Origin of the sequence: Paenibacillus alba, from assembly GCF_013204855.1 — a bacterium.
Lineage (GTDB): Bacteria > Bacillota > Bacilli > Paenibacillales > NBRC-103111 > Paenibacillus_E > Paenibacillus_E alba.
Window position 1 is genome coordinate 89,845 of record NZ_JABMKZ010000007.1, and the last position, 22,228, is coordinate 112,072.

22 protein-coding genes and 2 pseudogenes are annotated in these 22,228 nt (G+C 41.7%); 7 read left to right on the forward strand and 17 right to left on the reverse strand.

Annotated features, from left to right (window positions below; all coding sequences use genetic code 11):
- Positions 1-160 precede the first annotated feature (160 nt).
- Genes HQN90_RS12225 through HQN90_RS12235 form a run of 3 tightly spaced genes read left to right on the forward strand, consistent with a single transcriptional unit; the run spans position 161 to position 3,108 of the window.
- Positions 161-1,117, forward strand: coding sequence for a phosphatidylinositol-specific phospholipase C/glycerophosphodiester phosphodiesterase family protein (locus HQN90_RS12225; RefSeq protein WP_173218563.1), 957 nt, complete (start codon positions 161-163; stop codon positions 1,115-1,117).
- Complete coding sequence (locus tag HQN90_RS12230) at positions 1,110-1,811, forward strand: response regulator transcription factor (protein ID WP_173218565.1); 702 nt, start codon at positions 1,110-1,112, stop codon at positions 1,809-1,811. The genes HQN90_RS12225 and HQN90_RS12230 overlap by 8 nt, the downstream gene beginning before the upstream one ends.
- Positions 1,786-3,108 (forward strand): sensor histidine kinase, encoded by a 1,323-nt coding sequence (locus HQN90_RS12235; RefSeq protein WP_173218567.1) that lies wholly within the window; start codon positions 1,786-1,788, stop codon positions 3,106-3,108. The genes HQN90_RS12230 and HQN90_RS12235 overlap by 26 nt, the downstream gene beginning before the upstream one ends.
- 112 nt (positions 3,109-3,220) lie before the next feature.
- Here the strand turns inward: HQN90_RS12235 and HQN90_RS12240 are convergent, their stop codons facing one another.
- From HQN90_RS12240 to HQN90_RS12275, 8 genes and pseudogenes are all read right to left on the reverse strand, one after another.
- Positions 3,221-4,111, reverse strand: a complete 891-nt coding sequence (locus HQN90_RS12240) for a glycine betaine ABC transporter substrate-binding protein (protein ID WP_173218568.1) — start codon at positions 4,109-4,111, stop codon at positions 3,221-3,223.
- 25 nt (positions 4,112-4,136) lie between these two features.
- Complete coding sequence (locus tag HQN90_RS12245) at positions 4,137-4,790, reverse strand: ABC transporter permease (protein WP_173218570.1); 654 nt, start codon at positions 4,788-4,790, stop codon at positions 4,137-4,139.
- Positions 4,787-5,917, reverse strand: coding sequence for a betaine/proline/choline family ABC transporter ATP-binding protein (locus HQN90_RS12250; protein WP_173218572.1), 1,131 nt, complete (start codon positions 5,915-5,917; stop codon positions 4,787-4,789). Before HQN90_RS12250 ends, HQN90_RS12245 begins: the two co-directional genes overlap by 4 nt.
- A gap of 216 nt (positions 5,918-6,133) precedes the next feature.
- Positions 6,134-6,766, reverse strand: coding sequence for a GntR family transcriptional regulator (locus HQN90_RS12255; protein ID WP_173218574.1), 633 nt, complete (start codon positions 6,764-6,766; stop codon positions 6,134-6,136).
- Between the two features lie 186 nt (positions 6,767-6,952).
- Entirely contained in the window at positions 6,953-8,155 is a 1,203-nt protein-coding gene (locus HQN90_RS12260) for a CynX/NimT family MFS transporter (protein WP_173218576.1), read from the reverse strand.
- Between the two features lie 223 nt (positions 8,156-8,378).
- Positions 8,379-8,945 carry a helix-turn-helix domain-containing protein gene (locus HQN90_RS12265; protein WP_173218578.1) on the reverse strand — a complete coding sequence of 189 codons (567 nt, stop codon included), beginning with the start codon at positions 8,943-8,945 and terminating at the stop codon, positions 8,379-8,381.
- A gap of 7 nt (positions 8,946-8,952) precedes the next feature.
- Positions 8,953-9,531 (reverse strand): annotated as a pseudogene (locus HQN90_RS12270) (sigma-70 family RNA polymerase sigma factor); the annotation flags it as partial.
- Between the two features lie 359 nt (positions 9,532-9,890).
- On the reverse strand, positions 9,891-10,520 hold the full coding sequence (locus tag HQN90_RS12275; RefSeq protein WP_275942570.1) for an undecaprenyl-diphosphatase: 630 nt from the start codon (positions 10,518-10,520) through the stop codon (positions 9,891-9,893).
- A gap of 607 nt (positions 10,521-11,127) precedes the next feature.
- On the opposite strand from HQN90_RS12275, the gene HQN90_RS12280 reads away from it, so the two are divergent.
- A complete protein-coding gene (locus HQN90_RS12280) occupies positions 11,128-11,670 on the forward strand; it encodes an NAD(P)H-dependent oxidoreductase (RefSeq protein WP_173218582.1) in 543 nt (180 codons plus the stop codon).
- Positions 11,671-11,688: 18 nt separating this feature from the next.
- Positions 11,689-11,849: pseudogene (locus HQN90_RS38675) on the forward strand (NAD(P)H-dependent oxidoreductase); the annotation flags it as partial.
- Positions 11,850-11,960: 111 nt separating this feature from the next.
- Here the strand turns inward: HQN90_RS38675 and HQN90_RS12285 are convergent.
- From HQN90_RS12285 to HQN90_RS12295, 3 genes are all read right to left on the reverse strand, one after another.
- Entirely contained in the window at positions 11,961-12,335 is a 375-nt protein-coding gene (locus tag HQN90_RS12285) for a winged helix-turn-helix transcriptional regulator (protein ID WP_173218584.1), read from the reverse strand.
- A 338-nt stretch (positions 12,336-12,673) separates the two neighbouring features.
- On the reverse strand, positions 12,674-13,120 hold the full coding sequence (locus HQN90_RS12290; RefSeq protein WP_173218586.1) for a GNAT family N-acetyltransferase: 447 nt from the start codon (positions 13,118-13,120) through the stop codon (positions 12,674-12,676).
- Between the two features lie 380 nt (positions 13,121-13,500).
- Positions 13,501-14,589, reverse strand: coding sequence for an L-dopachrome tautomerase-related protein (locus HQN90_RS12295; RefSeq protein WP_216855298.1), 1,089 nt, complete (start codon positions 14,587-14,589; stop codon positions 13,501-13,503).
- Positions 14,590-14,820: 231 nt separating this feature from the next.
- Here HQN90_RS12295 and HQN90_RS12300 point away from each other — a divergent pair, with 231 nt between their 5' ends.
- Complete coding sequence (locus tag HQN90_RS12300) at positions 14,821-15,312, forward strand: CBO0543 family protein (protein ID WP_246362242.1); 492 nt, start codon at positions 14,821-14,823, stop codon at positions 15,310-15,312.
- On the forward strand, positions 15,309-15,632 hold the full coding sequence (locus HQN90_RS38680; protein ID WP_246362243.1) for a hypothetical protein: 324 nt from the start codon (positions 15,309-15,311) through the stop codon (positions 15,630-15,632). Before HQN90_RS12300 ends, HQN90_RS38680 begins: the two co-directional genes overlap by 4 nt.
- Before the next feature lie 126 nt (positions 15,633-15,758).
- Here HQN90_RS38680 and HQN90_RS12310 read toward each other — a convergent pair whose 3' ends face one another.
- From HQN90_RS12310 to HQN90_RS12335, 6 genes are all read right to left on the reverse strand, one after another.
- Positions 15,759-15,908 (reverse strand): hypothetical protein, encoded by a 150-nt coding sequence (locus HQN90_RS12310; RefSeq protein ID WP_173218590.1) that lies wholly within the window; start codon positions 15,906-15,908, stop codon positions 15,759-15,761.
- 63 nt (positions 15,909-15,971) lie between these two features.
- A complete protein-coding gene (locus tag HQN90_RS38685) occupies positions 15,972-16,142 on the reverse strand; it encodes a hypothetical protein (RefSeq protein ID WP_246362305.1) in 171 nt (56 codons plus the stop codon).
- Between the two features lie 2 nt (positions 16,143-16,144).
- Positions 16,145-17,740 carry a xylulokinase gene (locus tag HQN90_RS12320; RefSeq protein WP_173218592.1) on the reverse strand — a complete coding sequence of 532 codons (1,596 nt, stop codon included), beginning with the start codon at positions 17,738-17,740 and terminating at the stop codon, positions 16,145-16,147.
- A 15-nt stretch (positions 17,741-17,755) separates the two neighbouring features.
- Entirely contained in the window at positions 17,756-19,246 is a 1,491-nt protein-coding gene (araA, locus tag HQN90_RS12325; protein WP_173218593.1) for an L-arabinose isomerase, read from the reverse strand.
- A 31-nt stretch (positions 19,247-19,277) separates the two neighbouring features.
- Positions 19,278-19,988 (reverse strand): L-ribulose-5-phosphate 4-epimerase, encoded by a 711-nt coding sequence (araD, locus tag HQN90_RS12330; protein WP_246362244.1) that lies wholly within the window; start codon positions 19,986-19,988, stop codon positions 19,278-19,280.
- A gap of 608 nt (positions 19,989-20,596) precedes the next feature.
- Entirely contained in the window at positions 20,597-22,195 is a 1,599-nt protein-coding gene (locus HQN90_RS12335; RefSeq protein WP_173218597.1) for an extracellular solute-binding protein, read from the reverse strand.
- Positions 22,196-22,228 lie beyond the last annotated feature (33 nt).

Genomic DNA, 22,228 nt, shown 5'->3' on the forward strand with positions numbered 1-22,228 from the left:
CCTTGCACGCGTCGGGACGTCGCTTATGAGAATTTTCAGGTTTGATATTCTCTTTCAGCAATGTATACAAACTTCATAAATTCATTCGTTTTTTTACCAGCCCTTCTTCATTTGGGTCCTGTAATATGACTTACATCAGGAAAACGAAGGAGGAAAACGAATGAAGAAAACGATTATGTTAAGCTTATTTATCGTCATTATGGCTGGGATGATCTGGCGCAGCTGGGGGCTTGTTTGGTCGGGCCAGAATCAGCCGGCCTCTACAGTTGGCACCAGCAGCTGGGAGGAAAATAGACTTATTGCACATGCACTTGGTGGGGTCAAAGGCGCTAGCTACACAAATTCTTATGAGGCATTTATAACCAATTACAATAGAGGCTACCGTTTGTTCGAGGTTGATCTTGTGCAAACGATGGACGGGGAGCTGGTAGCCAGACATGATTGGTCGCAAAGGCTGCAGCCGGATTTGGCCGCTTATCGCGGACGAAACGTAACAAAGCTTCAGTTTGCAAACTCCCTTATAATGGGCAGATTCCACCCTCTTATATTGCCCGATATACTTCAGCTGATGCAGCAATATCGTGATTTTGACTTAATCGTGGATACGAAGGCAGGCAGCAAAGAGCAGATTCAGCAGCAGTTTACGCATCTAGTCAATGAGGCGCGCCGTACTGATCCTGCACTGCTCAATCGGATTATACCAGAAATTTTCAGCCCGGATATGTATGACACGGTAATGGGAATCTACCCCTTTCCTAACAAGATATATTCACTTTACAAAACTGGTGCCTCCGCCGAAAGAATTGTAGAATTTGTAAGAGACAAACATTTGACAGCCGTCGCTATGCCTGAATATCGCGTGTTTGTCAACCCCAATCTAGTTCCAGCACTAAATAAGCTCGGGGTAAAAAGCTATGTTCACACCGTCAACAGCAAACCAGTTATGCAGTTGCTGCGTAGCTTCGGGGTGTATGGATTTTACACGGATCAGGAAGAATCACCGGAGGAGTTGATGCTTGCAAGCGCTCCCCCCGGCCATTTTGACTTTCCGGGATACATCAGTTCCGGATTGGCAAGTATAAGTAATATCGTGATGAAAGTGAGAAATAATGGCTAAAAATAATATTCTTGTTGTAGACGATGAACCGGAAATTCGAGAAGCACTCGTTATTTACTTAAAAAGCGATGATGTGGATGTATTTACAGCCTCTAACGGCCTCGAGGCACTGGAAATCCTTGAAAAGGAAACAATACATCTCATTCTCATGGACATCATGATGCCGCAACTTGATGGAATCAAGACGACATTCAAAATTCGTGAAAGCAAAAATATACCAATCATTATGCTTTCCGCCAAATCGGAAGATGGCGACAAGATTCTGGGTCTCAACGTTGGAGCCGATGATTATATAACGAAGCCGTTCAATCCTCTGGAGTTGGTCGCTAGAGTCCGATCTCAGTTGCGCCGGTTTACGAATTTAGGTTCCTTCCATTCAAACGGGGAAGAGATCATTCAAGTAAGAGGACTCATGCTCAACAAAAGTATGAAGACTGTTGAGGTAGATGGAGAGGACGTCAGACTGACCCCGAAGGAATACAAAATTTTGGAGCTACTGCTGGAGAACAAGGGCAGAGTTTTCTCAATTGAAGAGATTTATGAGCTCGTGTGGAATGAACCGATCTTCGCCGCTTCCGATAATACAGTTGCCGTACATGTGAGAAATATTCGTGAAAAAATTGAAATCAATCCCAAAGACCCAAAATATTTAAAGGTGGTATGGGGAATTGGATATAAAATTGAGAAAAGGTAAAGCAGATCGGATTGTCCTAATCGACCCTCTTGTCTTGATTGTCGCCGTTATCTTATGGAGCGTTGTACTGATAGACAAGTATTCATACGTGCCTGGTATCAATCTGGATTATTCAACTTCAAGCTTCATCCAGAAACTGCTTGCCGCTATTATCCTTGGCTTGCTGGCAGGCAGACTGTTTCTTTATTTTCATCGGCCCCTTAATGAGCGTTCCTTATGGCACGGCAGTGTGCTGATGGATTACTTTCGTTTTTGGAGTACCGGTATTAGAACCGGTCTGCAAAACTGGAGAATAACGGTTGTCCTCATCATCATACTCCTGCTAACTGCGATAGCCGGCATTTTTGCTTGGCAAGCAGCCACCTATAGGTACGAACTGGGCTGGTTCATACTTTATGAATTGCTGTATGTGCTGTTCTTGGTTCCCTATATACTTGCCAAACTCAGACGCTTCAGCGCCATCCTCAACGGAAGCAAAGAAATTTCCGAAGGGAATATTCAGAATGCGATTCAGGATACCGGCAAGGACGCTCTATCCCAACTTGCTGGCTATATTAACAATATGAAAGCTGGGTATCAAAGCGCGCTGGAGAATCAAATGAAGAGCGATCGGTTAAAAACAGAGCTGATTACCAACGTATCGCATGATTTGAAGACCCCACTTACTTCCATTATCAACTATGTCGATTTATTAAAAAAAGAAAATCTTTCTACGGAGACAGCCCGAGCCTATATTGAAACCCTGGACCGCAAGGCACTCCGGCTGAAGCTGTTGATTGAAGACCTGTTCGAAATTTCAAAGATGGCCAGCGGCACAGTAGAGCTGGATATTGAGTACGTCGATGTCGCAACCTTGTTGACACAGGCAATTGCCGAGTCCAACACCAATATGGGACAATCGTCGCACGTGATTCGGGAGAGAATCGCGAAATTCCCGATCCATGCGCATTTGGACGGCAATAAAATTTGGCGTGTATTCGAAAATTTAATTGGCAACGCGCAGAAATATTCGCTTCCAGGAACTAGAATCTATATTTATTTGGACGAATCTGATGATCTGGTATTATTCAAAATTCAAAACACCTCTGCTTATGAGATTGATTTTGCTGCGGAAGAGCTGTTCGAACGCTTCAAAAGAGCAGATGAATCCCGTCAGACAGAGGGTTCCGGACTAGGACTGGCAATTGTGAAAAGCATCATTGAGCTGCACGGCGGGGAGATCCGAGTAGAGATTCACGGCGACCAATTTAACGTTATTTTGCATTTACCCAAGCAGCGTTTATTTTATAAGTCATAAAACTAGGTTAACCCTCATGCTTTTTTTCAGGATGTATGGGGGTTAACTTTTTTCATAAACTTTTCTTCATGAACTAAACTTCCAATGGGGCCTATTGAATATGCATGGCCTCCTATTTTATTATCCCTTTATCTCTTAAAAAATCATGCGCTACTTTTTGCTCTTTTAAACCTTCCGAATCTACTTTTGCGTTTAGTTCTTGCATATTTCTCTCATCAATTTTATCTCGGAGTTTGTTCAACGCTTCGGCAAGTTGGGGGTATTTGGTCAGGATGTCCTGACGAACCAGCGGCCCTGCATTATAGGGTGGAAAAAAAGATTGGTCATCTTCCAATATGATTAAATTGTTCAGCTTGATCTGACCGTCCGTTGAGAAAGCATCAATCACATCAACACTATTGTCATTCAAAGACCGGTACATAATGCCATGATCCATGCCCTTTACATTTTTAAAAGCCATTTTGTATAACTTTTCTAATCCTGGATATCCATCTGGACGATCCTTGAATTCGAATTCGCTGCCAAGTATAAGTTGATTCGATACTTTAGCAAGATCAGTAAACGATTTTAGCTGGTACTTATCTACCGTTTCTTTTTTCACCGCTAAGGTATACGTATTATTGAAGCCAAATGGATTGTCGAAAACGAGTTTATCGTTTTTCAACAGATCCTTTGCTTTTTGAAGGGTTTCTTCCGCGGTTCCTGTCATTTCCTGATAGTAATTCGAAACGATTGTCCCTGTATATTCCGGATACATCTGGATATCGTTGTTCAGGAGAGCCTTCCATGCCACGTTAGAGCCACCTAGATTAAATTTCCGTTCAACTTTAAGATCGGTTTGATCCTCAATTACATCTGCCATCATATGAGCCAAAATAATATTTTCAGTAAAGTTTTTCGAACCTATCGTTATCGTTTCTTGCTTGCTCTTTGAACTACATCCGTTCATTACAATAACTAAAATACCTACGATACTTACAATTAACAAGTTTTTGATTTTCATTTTTTTCCCCTCCATTGATTTGAAATTATATTTTTAAACCTCTCGGTGTCGTCAACTTCTCCAACCCTCCCAACAAATAATCGAGCACGATGGCCAGAAGAGCTGCAGGAAGAGCACCAATAAGAATTAAAGCATCAATATTTCTTTGAATACCGATAAAAATGAAATCCCCCAGTCCTCCTGCACCAATAAAAGCTGCCAAGGTTGCTGTACCCACATTGATTACCGTCGCCGTCCGAATGCCAGCCATGATGACACTTAGCGCCAAAGGAAGCTCGATTTTACACAATATCTGCACATTCTTCATGCCCATTCCTTTGGCGGCTTCGATCAGAACTTTATCCACATCCTGAATGCCCGTATACGTATTCCTGACAATCGGTAACAAAGAATATAAAAACAACGCGGCTATCGCCGTTTTAATCCCAATCCCAAACAAGGGAATCATAAAACCTAGCAGGGCCAAACCGGGAATTGTTTGTAGGATCCCCGTCCCTCCCAAAACCCAACTCTTCAAGAAGGGGAAGCGCGTTACGGTAATTCCCAATGGGACACCTACGACTATAGCAAGTAACATCGAAATGAGCACCAGCTCCATATGCTGAAACGCGGCGACGCCCAAGTCTTCCCACCGCATAGTAAATTGAGTGATCAATTGTTCCCACAACGTTTGTTTCATAAACTCTCCTTTCTTCCTGCCCAATGATCAGCGAATGCGGTTAGTAAACTTGACCTTGTTACGACACCAATAATTTTATTACTTTGTCCCACGACCGGAATGACACCGAATTTAGCATCTGTGATGGCGATTAGTGCATCTTTGGCTGTTGCTGTTTCCTCTAAATAGGGGACAGCTGGCTGACTTATTTCCTGAATGGATCGAATGTCTTCCATTTTCATTTGCAAATCGTAAGCCGAGACAATGCCGATCAACATACCTTTATCGTCGCCTATAATCAAAGTATCCGTCCGGCGCTGCCGCATAAAGGTTAGTGCTCTAGCTGGTGAAAGCGATGGAAGCGCAGTCGCTGGGTTCTCTCTCATAATATCTTTAACGGAAATAAAATCAGGATTTTGATAAATACGATTCTTTCCAATGAATGTTTCTACAAAACCATGTGCAGGCTCTTTGAGCAGCTTATCCGCTGTGTCCAGTTGCAATAAGGAACCGTCTTTCAGTACAGCAATTCGATCTCCTAACTTCAAAGCTTCATCCATATCATGGGTAACAAATACGATGGTTTTGTTTACCGTTTTTTGAAGTCTAATCAATTCATCCTGAAGCTGCTCTCTGGTCAACGGATCCAATGCTCCAAACGGTTCATCCATGAGCACGATTTCCGGATCGGCAGCCAAAGCCCGGGCAACACCAACCCTTTGTTGTTGTCCGCCAGATAGCTCCCGGGGGAATCGTCCTGCAAAAAGAGCCGGATCTAGACCGATCATATGCAGCAACTCATGCACGCGCTCCTTTTTCTTCGCTGCCTTCCAGCCTTTCAAATGCGGGATCAGAGCAATATTCTCTTCGATCGTATAATGCGGAAAAAGTCCTGCTTGCTGAATCACATAACCGATATTTCGGCGAAGCTCTACAGGATTCGCTTTCGTGATGTCTTGCCCGTTAATCGTAATCGTGCCTTCAGTATGCGGCATTAATCGATTAATCATTTTCATCGTTGTCGTTTTACCACAGCCGCTTGGACCAATGAGAACAATGAATTCTCCCTTCGCTATTTCAAAATCCATGGATTTAACCGCTTGATATCCGTTCGGATACGTTTTACCGACATGTTCAAATTTAATCATATTAACCTCCTACTGAATTGTTTTATAGTTCACTACTATAACAAAGACGCTCGCAACTGACAACCCTATACAATTTTTAAAGTTGTATGTTACCTATTGTATCATTCAGTGGTCAATCCATATTTAAACAAAGTGCTTACTTAAAATAATGCAGCACAAAAAAGCCTGTTGAAAAATATCAACAGACTGAAATGATCCTAATAAGGGCTTATTTTACTATTCTTTGTTTTCTACACCATTGTTATTAATAAAAAGATTTGTTCGCTGGTACGTATAACTATCACCAACTACAACAAGAATGTCATGTTCTCTTAGAATAACATGAGGTCCGGGAGAGATAGCTACCTCTACGCCTCGACGTAGTGCAACAATCGTCGCACCGGTATTTTGCCAAAATTGAAGATCGGAAATGGTTTTCCCCACTACATGGGATGATTCATTCACGTTTATTTCTACTGGATTGTAGATCTTCAGATTTTGAAGACGGTCTGAATAATTAATAATTTCAGTAAGAATCGTGTCAAATTTATGATCCATTTTCTTCTTTTCAACTAATAATAATTCTAACTCTTGTTTGAGCGAATAAACCGACTTCATGTAGTTATTTTTTGTTATATAGTCATATGCCCTTTGATCAGATAAAACAATGATTTCTTTGCCCTGTGAGACTGAAACAATGTTTTCATCCTTTAATAGACCAATAGCTTTTCGAATTGTTTCAGGTGAAACATGATATTGGCTAGCCAATAGCGAGCGTCCTGAAATTTTTCTTTGTATGGAGAACTCACCACTTACAATCCTTTGAGCAATATCTAGCGCTATAGACTTATAGCCAGAAACTTCTTGCATGTTTTCTTCTCCTGCTCTCTTTGAAATATAGCAACTACACCCCACTTGCAAACACTTACATTATATCAAATTTATCACACAAGTATGCAAATTCCTTGGGTCGGAGCTTTGTCTCCACCTTCCTTCAGATTCCACCTTGAATTGCCATGCACGCCGCACATAAAAAAGCCGTTCATTATGAACGGCTCAACTGCCTACAAAACGGTTTCTTGCTGCTCCCATACCGACTAAAAAGAGTAAGACCGAAGCGCCAAGCAGAATGAAAAGTGGCAGGTTCCAACTATTTGTCGCATCATGCAGAAATCCTATAAGGGCAGGACCGATTGCGGCAAGAAGATATCCGATCGATTGCGCCATACCAGACAATTCCGCTGCTTGATGCGCATTTTCAGTACGTAAACCGAAAAACATCATGGACAAACTAAAGGCGCAGCCTCCACCAATTCCGAGTATTATAATCCACAACAGAATAATATTGGAGCTTCCGTATAGAAGTCCGAGCGTTCCCGTCATAAGCAATATGATGGTGATGACCACTAACAAACGTTGGCTAGACATGCGCCCGGCAATAACGGGGACAATAAAGGTAAATGGAAGCAGAGCCAACTGCATGATCGAGAGGTACCACCCTGATTGGTTTGAGTCAATTCCTTGCTGCTTTAGTATTTCAGGCAACCATGCGATCAACACATAGAAAACCAGGGACTGTATACCCATAAACAAGGTTACTTGCCAGGCAAGAGGAGATCGCCAAACATTCACATCGTTGCTGGCCATTTGTTGACTCGTCGTGGTTGTTTGCTTCGTTCGATTTCTTAATTGGGGTAACCAACAGAGAATCGATACAAAGCTTAGAATCCCCCATATTCCCAATGCTCCCTGCCATTTTAGACCTGCGTTCACGGCTAGCGGTACACTGATTCCCGATGCGATTGCTCCAAATAAACTCATTGAAATGGAGTAAACACCTGTCATGGAGCCAATTTTTTTGGGGAAATCCCTTTTGATTAAACTTGGCAATAATACATTACATACGGCAATTGCGAATCCAAGAATTGCTGTCCCAATATACAGATTAGCTGCGCCTGATAAAGAACGTATTACAATGCCAACAGTTAGAAAAATTAGGGCAATCAAAATGATACGTTCAACCCCATACCTTCGTCCTAATTTTGGTACTAGTGGCGATAATAAAGCAAAGGCCAGCAAAGGTACCGTTGTTATCAGGCCTGCTAATGTATTTGAAATACGAACGTCATCCCTTATGAGACTCGTTAAAGGACCAACTGAGGTTAAGGGAGCACGTAAATTAGCTGCAATAACAATAATGCCGAGAATGATCAGCCCGATAGAGGATGGTATGGCTTTTTTATTTGGTTTGTTCGGCATTCTTCATTTCTCCTTCCTGAATTCATACGTATTATTTATTTCTTGCTGATTGAAAAACTATAGTATAACATTCGCGCGAACAATAAAAGTATATTATAATATACTATTTTTATCAATAAGTATTTCATGTAATACCAAAATTCATCTAAAAACAAAAATACAACTCTGAATTCCCGTCATGGAATTCGGAGTTGTATGTAAGAAGTGGAATTTTTTCGACTTTTTAGAAACCATACTTTAAGGATATATGGAGCACTGTTTCGCTATTCGTATGATTGGTATAAGAGTGAGGACAATCTGCACGAAAACTGATCGTATCATATTGATTCAATGTGTAAATCTCTTCATTGACTTGAATTTCAATGGAACCAGTCATTACTGTCGCAATTTCAGTTGTATTCACATGATGTCCTTCAGGGTGATACGAGCTATTTGGCTGTAAATAAGCCCGACACATTTCAATATCGCTGCTTGCGTTTTTAAAGACTGGTTCAATGATCCAATTTTTTTGATCATTAGAAAACCGCAGTCCTTCGCCTGCTCGATACAAACTAACAGGGTCTTCTGATTTGAACAAAGCCAATAGCGGTAAAGATAAGCCTTTTGAAATTTTCCATATAATCGCCAAAGTTGGATTTGTCTCACCACGTTCGATATTCCCCAGCGTAAGTTTGCTTACACCCGTTAATTCCGCTAAGTCGTCTAAGCTCATGTTTTTTTCTTTTCTGTACTTTTTTAAGGCACCGCCGACTTGTAATACAATTTGTTTTGATTCATCGATTTCACTCATTTGATATTCACCTCAGCAAAAAACAGTTATAGCTAGTATATTGTTTATTTGGACTTTTTTCCACAATAGTCCTACCCCGCTTATTCAATCGCTTCAATATCTCAAAAATCTCAACGCCCGTTCTCGAATCCAGCGCTCCTATCGGCTCATCTGCCAGAATGATCTTGGATCCCGCAATCTCCCGCTGCGCCCGCTTTTCACCGCCTAACTCAAGCCCAAACCGCCGAACCATAACTTCCTTCTCCCGCTCATCCAATATCTCCAAATTCTTATATATCTTTGATTTCTCTATTTTGAGCTGTACAGCGTCTATCACATCGTCAGCCTCGCTGCCGAGGATGTCGATGAGCGTAATTTCATTCCCCTCTTTGTCTGTTCCGATGGGATCATGCAGAGACACATCTTTTCTTGTTTTCTTCAGCGAACGCAGATGCATTAGAATTTCATTCTCGATGCAACGAGCGGCGAAAGTCGCGAGCTTCGTGCCTTTATTAGGGGAGAGCGACTCGATGACTTTGATCAATCCGATCGTCCCAATCGAAATCAAATCCTCCAAATCTTCACCGGTGTTGTCGAATTTTTCGACCCAATTTAATTATGAAAAGACAAAGAGCTGCTTCATAGCAGCCCCTGTGGTATTCAACTATCGGCCCTAGTTAGTTTAGTCTGCCCTTGAAGAATTTAATGAGAAAAAATTAAAATTGCCACAATATTTTAATAAAAAATTATTGAATATGTATTTACGATTGATATCATTTTGACTTAAAAATTTCACTAAATCATTACTCAGCTGCACAATCTCATTGTTAGCATTATTCGCATAGTCCCACGAATTACCGAAAAATCACTGGTCGTTGGGGCAGACATCGCCAAAAAGGTATATGTGGCGCGAGCCCGAACCTCCTACCCCGACTACTAAACGAAACACTTGATTTTTGAATAAATCTAAAAGTTTTTTGACTTGTTTCTCATTGTTCTTTTGAACAGAAGAAGAAGAAGCTTGTTTTCATATTTTTCATAAATTTTTATGGTGGCCTGAGTAACATTAAGTTTAGGGAATATTAAATATATAGAAGTTGCAGCAGTTAGGCTAATTAATATTCCTATTAAAATATCTAAAGGATAATGAACCCCAACCCATATACGGGAGACTCCCACTAGAACAGCTAACAATACCCATAAAATTGACCAACCTCTCTTAAAGAGCCAGAATGAAAAACAATATGAGAAGAATAAAATTGTATGGTCACTTGGAAAAGAATTGTCTTTTTCTTTATGTATCAGTTTATTAACGTCATTTAATTCAACAAAAGGTTGATAATTCGAGTGAAATACCCCTGAAACCTTTCCTACCGTAAAGGCACAAATGAAAGCGATTGATGCACAAAGAATCATAATTCTATTGTCCACATCTCTTGTAAACCAAATAATAAGAACACTTAGTGCAAGTAAAAAAACCATATATTCAGCAATAAAAATAAAGGTGGGATTCAAAAAGGGATATTCTTTTCCTAAGTCATTAACCAACCTAAACAATGATAAATTAATTTCTAAAATATCCAAACTCAGCACCATCCAATCTCTTTTTAAAACATAGTAAAAGAAAATTAGATGCTCTACCATCGAATCAAATAACATTATTTAGATTGATGTTACATTTTTGTAACATCGGTGTCATTTAACCACTGCTGATATGGATGATAAGGGATATTATATTCCCTACAACTTCACTGATTATCTGGAAGAGCTGCAGTTCTTTATTCTGTGTAATGTCTCCTCAAAAATGAGAGCTTGCTCCATCGATTAACTTTTTCAGCGCCCTCTGAATTTCAGAGCTTTTTTTTCGTTTCCGAAATAAACCGCGGGGATGGATCTGTCTCTTTTTTCATTGAACAGTCGTCAACTTATAGTTGAAAGAGCCGGATCCAGCACCAATTCCTTACCTATCGGTACATAAAAAGGAAACAACATGTAAAGTAAGAAACATAGTCGCGATTCGCAAGTCTTCTACACCTTCATTGGCGGCTAAATCCTTTTTGGAATTGCTGATTCGTTTAAGTCCAGTTCAGGGATTACTCACCTTTAGGTAATTACATGAACTAAATGTGCGTACTTACGCAATTCCTTGATGCGGGTTAAACTAGGTTTCAGAAACAGATACCGCTCAAGGAGGGCAAACCATATGAAAACACTTGTTGTTGTCACTCATCCAAACATGGAAACTTCCATCGTTAATAAACGCTGGGTAGAAGAGCTCCGCAAATACCCGGAAAAATATACGGTCCACGAGCTTTACAAAGCCTATCCGGATGGAAAGATCGACGTGGAAAAGGAACAACAGCTCATTGAAGCCCATGGCAATCTGGTCTTGCAGTTTCCCATCTACTGGTGGAGTTCCCCGCCGTTGCTTAAAAAATGGACCGACGAAGTGTTCACCCACGGATGGGCGTACGGGTCGAAGGCTCAAGCGTTAAAAAACAAAAAAACTGCCCTGGCCGTAACTGCCGGCGGAACAGAGCATGATTTTAGTGAGGAAGGAAGCTTAGGCAACAGACTTGATCGGTACCTGCTTCCCTTTGAAACGACTTTTCAATTTTGCAACGCTGATTACCGCTCATTTTTTGCCTTCTATGGAGCTGAGCACTATATAGCAGGAAGCAGTGAATTGTTAAGCAAATTAGACCGCAATGCTGAAGATTATGTTGAATTTCTGGACAAGCTATAAGTAAAGAAAGATATATCAATGAAAACACTTGTCGTTGTCACGCATCCACACATGGACACAACCATCGTTAATAAACGCTGGTAGAGGAGCTCCGCAAATACCTGAAAAAATATACGGTGCACGAGCTTTACAAAGCCTATCCCGATGAAAAAATCGACGTGGAAAAGGAACAAAAACTGGAAAGTCGGCAGCGATCTTGAGCGAATTTTGTCTCCATTTAAAACTACTAAGCTTTAATGCAACAAAAAAAAGCAGCATTTCCATTAACGGAGATGCTGCTTTTTTCCATGTTAAATTTGAAGCGGCTCTGTCTCCAACTTAATATCGGATACGATGTTTTCCTCTCCCCATTTGCACATCATATCCAGCACGGGAATAATCGAACGGCCCCGTTCAGTCAGGGTATACTCAACTTTTGGAGGAATCTGCGGAAACTCCTCCCGGCTGATAAGTCCGTCCGCCTCCAGCTCTTTTAACATCAAGCTTAACGTTTTAAAAGATATGGTGCCCATACCCCGCTGCAGCTCATTAAACCGCATCACTTTTTTTTCGGAGAGCCAGTACAGTATGCTCATCTTGAATTTGCCGCTTATTACAGACAAGGTGTAGCCGAAGCTCGTATCCTTCTGATGAATGCCGGTCAGTTCATAAATCCAATCGCTCATGAATCCGTTGCCTCCTTTTGAAATATCCGACGGAAAAGTTGACGGCGACGCTCCCGTGCTCAGGCCACGCCGTCTCTGTAGTGGATAGGCCCCTATCGAGTTATCTTGCTCCGCTCGTAATAAACTCACTATACCATTTTGGAACGGTGAGCTCAAAAAAGTCATGATCCGCCATCACCCAACCCCAACCCTTGACAATTCACTACGGGTCGTAGTGAATAAACTCATTATGGAGGCAATTTTGCGGGAAATTTTTTGGAACTGCACGAAAGCATTACTGCACTAAACTACCCAATAGCAAGCCACGATTTTCGCGGCATTAGAGTATTTGTAATTGCCTAAAGATTTAACTCCATCCAATAATCTGCTTCAATAAAACCAAACTTTTTATATACTGGTCTACCTAATGTTGAAGCCCCGAGCCAAATTTTTGATACACCTGCGATTCTAGCTTCATCAACTAATTTAGTTAACAAAGTCGTAGCGATCCTTTGTCCACGGTAATTTTCTTTCGTATACATATTTGTGATATAGCCCATTTTACCACTCTTATTTGTGAATGAAGGCGGGAAATCATAGAAGATAATTGCACCCGTAGCAATCGTTTCTTCATTGTCTTCAACGATCCACTCGATTAACGAACCATCACTCATCTTATTGTGAAAAAAAGAATTGAGTTCGCTATCAATATCTTGATTCGGTTCGATCCCTTCATCAACTAATTGCTTTTTTCTTAGATGAACCAATTGATTAATATCATTCATATTTGCTTTACGATAGTACATCTACTCACCGCCTAAAAAAATGTATATATTGCTGTACGGAGTGTAGCATATTTCTAAGTGGAAGTCACCGACTAACGTAAACATAGAAAAGCTTGCAAGTTCGTGTTGACCATCTTGCAAGCCTAATACCATACAAATATTCAATTCTTCTATATCAAAGATCTAAAATGCAGTTTGAATCGGAAGTGGCGCCCTCTTCATACACAGCAGGAATGATCAAACTGTAACAACCTTCGTTCACCGGGGCATACAAGCGCTGCATCCAATGTTTCAATTGCTGAAGAAAGCATTATAAATAGCCCAATTATTAGCACTGGTGGCATAAAATAAAATATTTCTTTCTATGCAATTAGAGTCAATTTTGTAAAGTGAAATATTTATTAAAAGGTAGGAGCAGGTGGTTCGTCTATTTTCATACGGAGTAAACTATAAGGCTTCTGCCGCAGGTCATTTCCAAAATGAAATCTTGCCTGCCGATGTAATTGGTTCACGATGAAATATAAGTATTGATCTGGACCAATCGAAAAAGTATCCGGCCATAAAAATCTCGGATCATGTGCGATCGTTTCCATGATGCCATTCGGCAATATCTTTCGAATACTGTTGTTTTCGTAATCTCCAGCATAAAGGGTTCCTTTTGCACCGGTAATCATTCCATCTGAAGCACCTTTTTCTCCCCAATACTTCACGTGATCCTGTAAATTCATATCCGGTATCGTTCGGTCTCTTAGGACTTCCGTTGAAATCGAGTACAGATGTCGACTGGAGAGAGGACAAAAATACAAAATCTTGCCGTCCGGGGAAATCGCTATACCATCAGAAGCCAATCTAAAGGGTGAAGTAGATCCATCTTTGTTTCGATTCATCAGGATTTCACCTTCGACTTTCGGTAAAAGAAAGAGATCGGGCGAAGTTGAATTTGCCCCGTTTAACCGTCTCCAGGCATAACCCGTTTCTAAATCAACGACAATAATGGCACCCGGTCCTCGGAAAGACGAATCCGTTATATAAGCATAACCTGCTTTACCAACACGAAAATCAAATCGGACATCATTCAGATAAGTGGTTGGCAGGACAACATCCTCTGTAAATGTAAATACGCTTCTTATGGTATTTGTATTTAAATCTACTGCGACTAACTTCGCCCCCCCTTTGATGGGTTCTGAGAAATTAGGAGCCCCCGTATCCAGTACCCAAAGCGTTCCCTTTCCATCAGCAACGACACTTTGGACACTAATGAAGGACGCTGTGATATTCGATTGGCTTACCATATTAACGTCTAAACTAGGATAAGGCTGTAATGTACCGCGAACGATTTCAGCCACCGTAAATTTAACATCGTCTCCCCATCTTGGAAAGCAAATAAAAATGCGTCCAGTTTCAGAAACAGTAACGCCTGTAGGCATGGCCCCGTAAAATAAAAAAACCGCTTCAAACTTACCGAAATACTTTTCACTCGGTAACATCATTTGTATAAAAACCTCCTCAACAGGTTCGAACTGCTATCACCTATATATGACTGAATGTGGTTCAAGTGCCTGGATAATAAAATATTTTTTAGGGAACCCCGCAAGTTCGTGTCTATGACGGACAACGAGTAAACGGTATTGTGTTTTTGCCTAACTATCACCACCCACAGAGTATGAATAAAAAGAAGTACACTATACATAGGAGCCTCCTTCCTTGTACAAGCTATGGCCATGGACATGGAACGAAATTTATTGCTGCTAGTCTGGTTTGTGTCTATAGCCACCATCTATTTTCTTGTTCCAAGAGCAAAAGCTCATGAATTTGTGTTGTGCTTTCTTGTGTGTCAGGCTGTTGGATGGATAGTAGAAGTGCTGCTCGTTCAATTTGATTTGGTGGCCTACCCGTTACGTGAATTCCCCAAAGCTTCGGATTTGAATATCACGTTCAAAGTGGTGTGGACGCCTGTTGCGAGCGGTCTGTATTACATCTATAGACCTCGTGTGAATAAGTTGACAAAGTGTTTTTACTTTGCTGTCTGGATTTCACTGCTCACCTTAATCGACGGGATGCTAGCCGCAAAAACCAAATTGGTGGATTATGTTCATTTTCACTGGAGTCTGATGGCGATTGTGTACTCAATTATATTTCTGTCCGTCCGTGGCCTAGCGAGTTGGTTCTTTAGAGATCGAAAAGTTTTCAGGAAGGAAGCGAACGAGCGATGAGTTTGCTGCTGCAATACGGCATTATCGTTTCAGTGTGGATCCTTTCATTGTTATTGATTCTCCTCATTCCGCGGCAGAAACGTCGATTGGCGATGGTCGCTTTTTTGTTCAAACAGTATATTACGTGTATTTTCGGTCATGCCGTGGTCGAACTCAAACTACTCGCCTATCCCGTAAGGGAGCTTGCCGACGTTCGTGCTTTCTTCGATCCAACAGATCGACAGATTCCAGCGCTTGTAAAACCAGCGGCTCACGCTGTTTTCTCGATAATCCGCGATATATCAGTGGTAACTCCACATTGTTATAAATGTTTAATCTAGGAAATAAATTGAATTTATGAAAAATAAATCCATATCTCGTATTCCGAATCTCAGCCAGTTGTGTGTCTTTCAATGCGTAAATTTGCTTCCATCCATCCTAAACGTCCAAGCAGCCGATGAAGTTCATCAGCGTGGATTTTCTGGAGCCTGATGGTCCCATAATAGCGACAAATTCCCATGCACAATATCTAGCGATATATCATCCAGCGTCCGAATCGTTTCTCCGCCCATGTGATAAAATTTACTAACATGCTCATTTTGGATTAAGGCTGTCATTATCTCCGCCCCCATTATCTGATCCCAAATAAATGAAGTTTGCTATTCATCAACTCGTCGACCTTACCGCTTCGCCTTATAAAACTCATGATAAATCGTTCCAATAGAGATCAAATCCTCCAAATCTTCCCCTGTGTTATCAAATTTTTTGAGGTTGTGTACACGAAGCAACGTAAAAAAGCCCGCAATTAGCGAGCCTCGTGAGTAATACGAAATCAATAACCCTAGAATCATACTTATAAATACTCCACAGCGGACCTTTCTATTGCCAACCCTTGTTTGTACCTTTGCATAAATACATCAAAACCATTAACATCCTTTTGCTCAGGTAATATGGTCTTACCGACTTTCTCTGCAAATATCTTTGTAGTCAAATAATCTTCTAAAGTCTCGTTCTCCTCTTTTTCAATCATGTAAGAAGCAAGCAGCGCAATGCCCCAAGCCCCTCCTTCACCTGCTGATTCCATTACGGAGACCGGAACATTTAAGGCAGCTGCCATTATTTTCTGCCCGACTCCTTCCGTCTTGAAGAAACCGCCATGACCCAGTATTTTCTCCAACTTCGCATTTTCTTGTTGTAATAGGATGTCCATTCCAATTTTAAGTGCTCCCAGTGAGGTAAACAGATGGGTTCGCATAAAGTTCGCTAAGTTGAAGTTACTATTCGATGAACGCACAAATAATGGACGTCCTTCTTCAAAATGCGTGATATGCTCGCCAGAAAGATAGCCGTAAGCTAACAAGCCACCACCGTCTGGATCGCCTTGCAGCGCTAAATTATATAGCGTGTTGTATAATTGATTTTTATCTATATTTTGTCCTAATGCTTTTGCAAATTCATCAAATAAGCCTACCCATGCATTGAGATCAGATGTACAGTTATTAGAATGTGCCATAGCAACCAGACTGCCAGTTGGTGTGGTAACAAGATCGATCTCTGCGTACACTTTAGAGAGTTCCTTTTCCAATACAACCATGGCAAAAACTGAAGTGCCGGCAGATACATTTCCTGTTCGCTCAGCAATACTATTTGTTGCAACCATCCCCGTCCCTGCATCTCCCTCAGGTGGACAGATCGGAATCCCTGCCTTTAACTCTCCGCTGATATCTAGAAGTCTTGCTCCTTCCTCTGAGAGAACACCTCCATTTTCTCCTGCCACTAACACTTCGGGCAAAATGTTCTCAAGTTTCCACGATAGTTCTCTATCCTTAATTAACTGATTGAATTTTTCAATCATATTGGCACTAAATTTTTTTGTAATTAAGTCAATTGGAAATACACCAGAAGCTTCGCCTATGCCTAGTACTTTTTGCCCAGTGAGCTTCCAATGAATGTACCCAGCCAATGTGGTTTGGAAATTAATTTGGTTAATGTGCTCTTCCTGATTAAGAATGGCTTGATAGAGATGAGCAATACTCCAGCGTTGCGGAATATGATAGTTGAATAAATCTGTTAGAATGCTCGACGCTTGCTCCGTTATATTGTTTCGCCAAGTGCGGAACGGAACTAATTGATCACCAACCTCATTAAACACCATATATCCATGCATCATGCCGCTAAAGCCAATTGCTCCAATGGTTTGTAAAGGAACTCCGTAGCGAGACTTCACTTCTGAAGCCATCTTCTGATAACAGTCTTGTAAGCCACTCCAAATATCCTTTAAACTGTAAGTCCAAATGTGGTCAACATAGCTATTTTCCCATTCAAAACTGCCGGATGCGATTGGAGAGTAGTCTTCTCCGATTAGAACAGCCTTAATTCTCGTCGAACCAAACTCAATCCCCAGTGATGTCTTTCCGTTTAGAATTGCATGTCTGATGTCATAACCCATTGACTATACCTCCGCTCATTTCAACTTCCAGAGCATATCATTCCACTGCAGCTCACGCTGGAGTTGAAGCAAATTCGTATCACGATCGATAAGTACACATTCGATACCAGTCATGCTTGCCCAATCAAGAAGTTGTTCAGGAGTAACTTTATATGAAAAAACGGTATGGTGTGCGCCACCGGCCAGAATCCATGCTTCCGCGGACTTTGGCAACGAAGGATGTGGCTCCCAAAGTACACGTGCTACTGGTAACTTGGGCATTGCTTGTGGAGCTTTTACCGCATCAACAGTGTTTACGAGTAGGCGGAATCGATTGCCCATGTCGATGACTGTTGCGTTCAATGCAGGTCCTGCTTGACCATCAAATACAAGCCGCGCAGGATCTGCTTTTCCGCCAATGCCTAGTGGTTGAACGATAATTTCTGGCTTATTGGCCGCAATTGTGGGACAAATCTCCAACATATGTGCACCCAACACTAACTCTCGACCTGGCTCAAAGTGGTAAGTATAATCCTCCATAAAGGACGTGCCTTCCCCACCGGCAATCAGTTTCATAATTCTTGTAAGAGCGGCCGTCTTCCAGTCACCCTCTCCTCCGAAACCATAGCCCGCTGCCATAAGTCGTTGAACAGCAAGTCCAGGGAGTTGATCTAATCCATGCAAATCCTCGAATGTTGTTGTGAATGCACCGAAGCCACCTTCTGTCAGGAACGCTTTTAACGCCAACTCAACACGTGCTTGATAGCGAATTGCTTGACGCACCGCGCCGTCTTTTCGACCTTCTGGTGTAAACACATATTGAGCCTCATATTCGTCCATCAAGGCATTCACTTCAGCTTCCGTAACGGCATGAACACGTTGAACGAGATCACCAACACCATAACCGTTGACTGACCAACCGAATTTAATTTGCGCTTCGACTTTGTCGCCTTCTGTTACCGCGACCTGACGCATGTTATCACCGAAACGTGCGACTTTCAGTCGTTTACCTTCTTGAATAGCAACTGCTGTACGCATCCAACTTCCTACACGTTCTTGAACATCACTGTGAGCCCAGTATCCAGCAACGATTTTACGTGAAATTCCCATTCGAGCACCAATAAATCCATACTCGCGGTCTCCATGCGCAGCCTGATTCGTATTCATGAAGTCCATATCAATCTTTTCCCAAGGGATATCACGATTGTATTGGGTATGCAGGTGCAGTAAAGGCTTACGGAGCTCACTTAAACCTGCAATCCACATTTTAGCTGGGGAGAATGTATGCATCCAAGTAATAAGGCCGGCACATGTATCATCAGTGTTCGCCTCAATACTTAGTCGACGAATCTCATCAGGTGTTGTTAAAACAGACTTAAAAACGATAGAACAAGGCAGATTCCCGCTTGCATTCAGCCCCGCGACAATTTCTTTTGAGTGAATAGCGACTTCTTCAATCGTTTCAGGACCATACAGATGTTGACTACCAGTGACAAACCAGAATTCATGTTTTTTCAAATCGAACATTGAAACCCCTCCAGAAGAAAATGATTTAATCTTACACTGAATTATTGTTATTGCTTGTTTGGCCGTAATAAGCATTTTTGCCATGCTTACGAAGAAAATGTCGATCAAGTAAGGTTTGATCCATGGAAGTGCTATTTGGATTTAACTGTTGGGTATTTAAAGCAATCTTCGCCACTTCCTCTAGTACAACCGCATTATGAACAGCATCGTGTGGATCCTTGCCCCAATTGAAAGGAGCATGATTTTTGACCAGCACGCCTGGCACCATTGTAGGATCATAGTCTCGAAACGTTTCTACAATCACATTCCCGGTTTCCAGTTCATAAGCTCTTTTAATTTCTTGCTCGCTCATATCTCGAGTGCACGGAATTGATCCATAAAAATAATCAGCATGTGTCGTACCTAGCGCCGGAATTGCGCGCCCAGCCTGCGCCCAGCTAGTCGCCCATGGAGAATGCGTATGAACAATTCCACCTATTGTTTCAAATGATTGATACAGCACTAAGTGTGTTGGCGTATCAGAAGAAGGTCTCAATTTACCTTCAACAATATTGCCCTCTAAATCAACTACTACCATGTCATCCCGTTTTAGCTTTTCGTAAGGTACGCCACTTGGCTTAATGACGACAAGTCCAGAAGGACGATCAATACCGCTAACATTTCCCCAAGTAAAAGTAACGAGTCCGTATTTGGGTAAAGCAAGATTAGCCTCAAGAACGGCTTCCTTTAAAGATTCTAGCAATATTGCACGCTCCTTTTGTCTGACATACATTTCGTCATCTTTCTCAGAATCTTCGGAATACTAAACATAATTTGATTATAACTTGTACGTACATGTTTGACAATTATTTTTATTTTACCTGATATTACTTTATATTTGTACGTACATTTGTATTGCTGTGGAGCTGAAAGCCCCGCCTACGAAATGGACGGCAAACAAATCACGCAGCTAAGCGCATCCGCTTCCAAGTGGTTCATTGCGACATTAAGGGACTGCACCCGCATATGCAAAAGAACGCTCTCCTCACATGACAAAGTGGGAGAGCGTTCTTTTTACCTCCGGCTATACAATAACGGATTCAATTTAGAAGCGGCTTCGTCGCACAGCTTCATCTCTGGAAACCAACGCTTCAAGTCATTCTCTCTCGCTTTTCTATCCGGCTCTGCTACCTGCTAGCCATCCGCATAATAGATGTCGTCATTGCTACCTCATCGTGTCTGTCGGATTGCCAGGCGCACAGTCCAGCGGCCAATGTCGTCCAAGTTCTTGTCTTCCATATCTACTAAAAAAAATAAAGAGACCGTTATGAAAATGAAACGGACTCTTTATTCGCATTATTTTTACTCATTTTATTTCGACCTTTGATCCCGATACCAATCATTAACTTCTTGAGTAATCTTATCTCCCCCATATGCAAACCATTTGTTTACAAATGAATCGAAGTCGCTTTCAGGGGCACTATTGAACACGAACTCTTGAAAAGTCTGCTGTTCAAGTTTCTGAAGAAGTTCCCATTTTGATTTCATGGTTGTAGTAGGCGGCCCTGTAAATGCTTCTTTCATGGAAACTCCTTCTAGAGAGAACAACTCGGGCGTAATATCCTTAGGAATTGCATCGACTACGTTCGATGGAATTCGCGCTCCGTCAAAAGTCAACGTATAGGATGACACTCGAACGGCTCCCCCCGGAATTAAAGCAGCATCAGAAGAAGGAACTCCATTGACTACCGTCCAATCGTAGTCCCTAGCAAGCCCCTGTGCAAATTCTCCTGTTGAAGTGGCATAATAATCAAACAAGTAGTTTTGGTACTTAAAGAAGATTTCGGGATGCTTCATTTTTTTATTGATAAGAATGGCGCCGTTAACGGGCAACGTACCTCTTCTCCCGACGAAGCCGCTCGGACCATTGGGTATGGGGATCGCTTTAATTACAACTTTAGGGTCTTTTTTCAGCAGATCAGATAACGGCCATCCAGACATCCAATATGGTCCCGCAATAATGCCTGCCTTTCCAGCAATGAACAAATCAGCTGCTTTTGTCTCATTGTACCATTCACTTTCTTTTGAAACATAACCTTTCTGTATCCACTTTTTCAGCACCTGTAGCGCATCCTTTGCACCGGGCTGAACCGATCCGTACTTTAATTTGCCGTCTTCAGCTAGATTCCACTGTTTAGGTATTGTCCCAAATGCGCCAAAAATCCAACTGGAATCAGCCATCCATGTGCTGGGGCCGTTTCTTAATCCGATCGTTAGTCCGAATGTATCATTCTTGCCATTACCGTCGGGATCCTTATTCGTGAATGCTTCCATCACCGCTTCAAGATCTTCTATCGTTCTTGGGACAGGAAGCTTTAACTTATCTAACCAATCCTGACGAATCCAAAGAACAGGATCGGTAGAATATTGATAGTCAAGAATCGGAATTGCATATTTTTGGCCGTCACGCACAAAAGAATCCCATACGGCCGGGTCTTCCTTCATGGCACTTTTCCAGACAGGAGAAGCATATTTTTCAAATAAATCACCGACTTCCCTGAATTGCCCCGAGTCTATTAATTCTTGCATTACATCTCGTTCCCTGGTGGTAACAATGTCAGGCATATTCCCCTTAGCAAGTTCAATACGAAGCTTGTTGGCATAGGCGCCATTGGAATCGTGAATCGTCCAAAGATACCGGATTTGGATGCCCAATCGTTCCTCAGCCCATTTGGTATGTATATTATTCTCCAAATTTTCACCATTTTTAAATTTCATATCAGGGTTTATGGAGCCAACTGTGTACATGGTAACTGGGGGGACATACTTTCCTAGTTTCGCGTCATAATGTATCGAATCTTGCATTTGGGCCGTAGTGTTGTTGGTGATTTTTCCATTGTTTGTTTCATTGCACCCAGAACAAATGATCATCACTAATACGATCAGTAAACGTGACCATATCTTTCCCACCTGAAGACCCCCTTCCAAACAGTCTCATAGTAT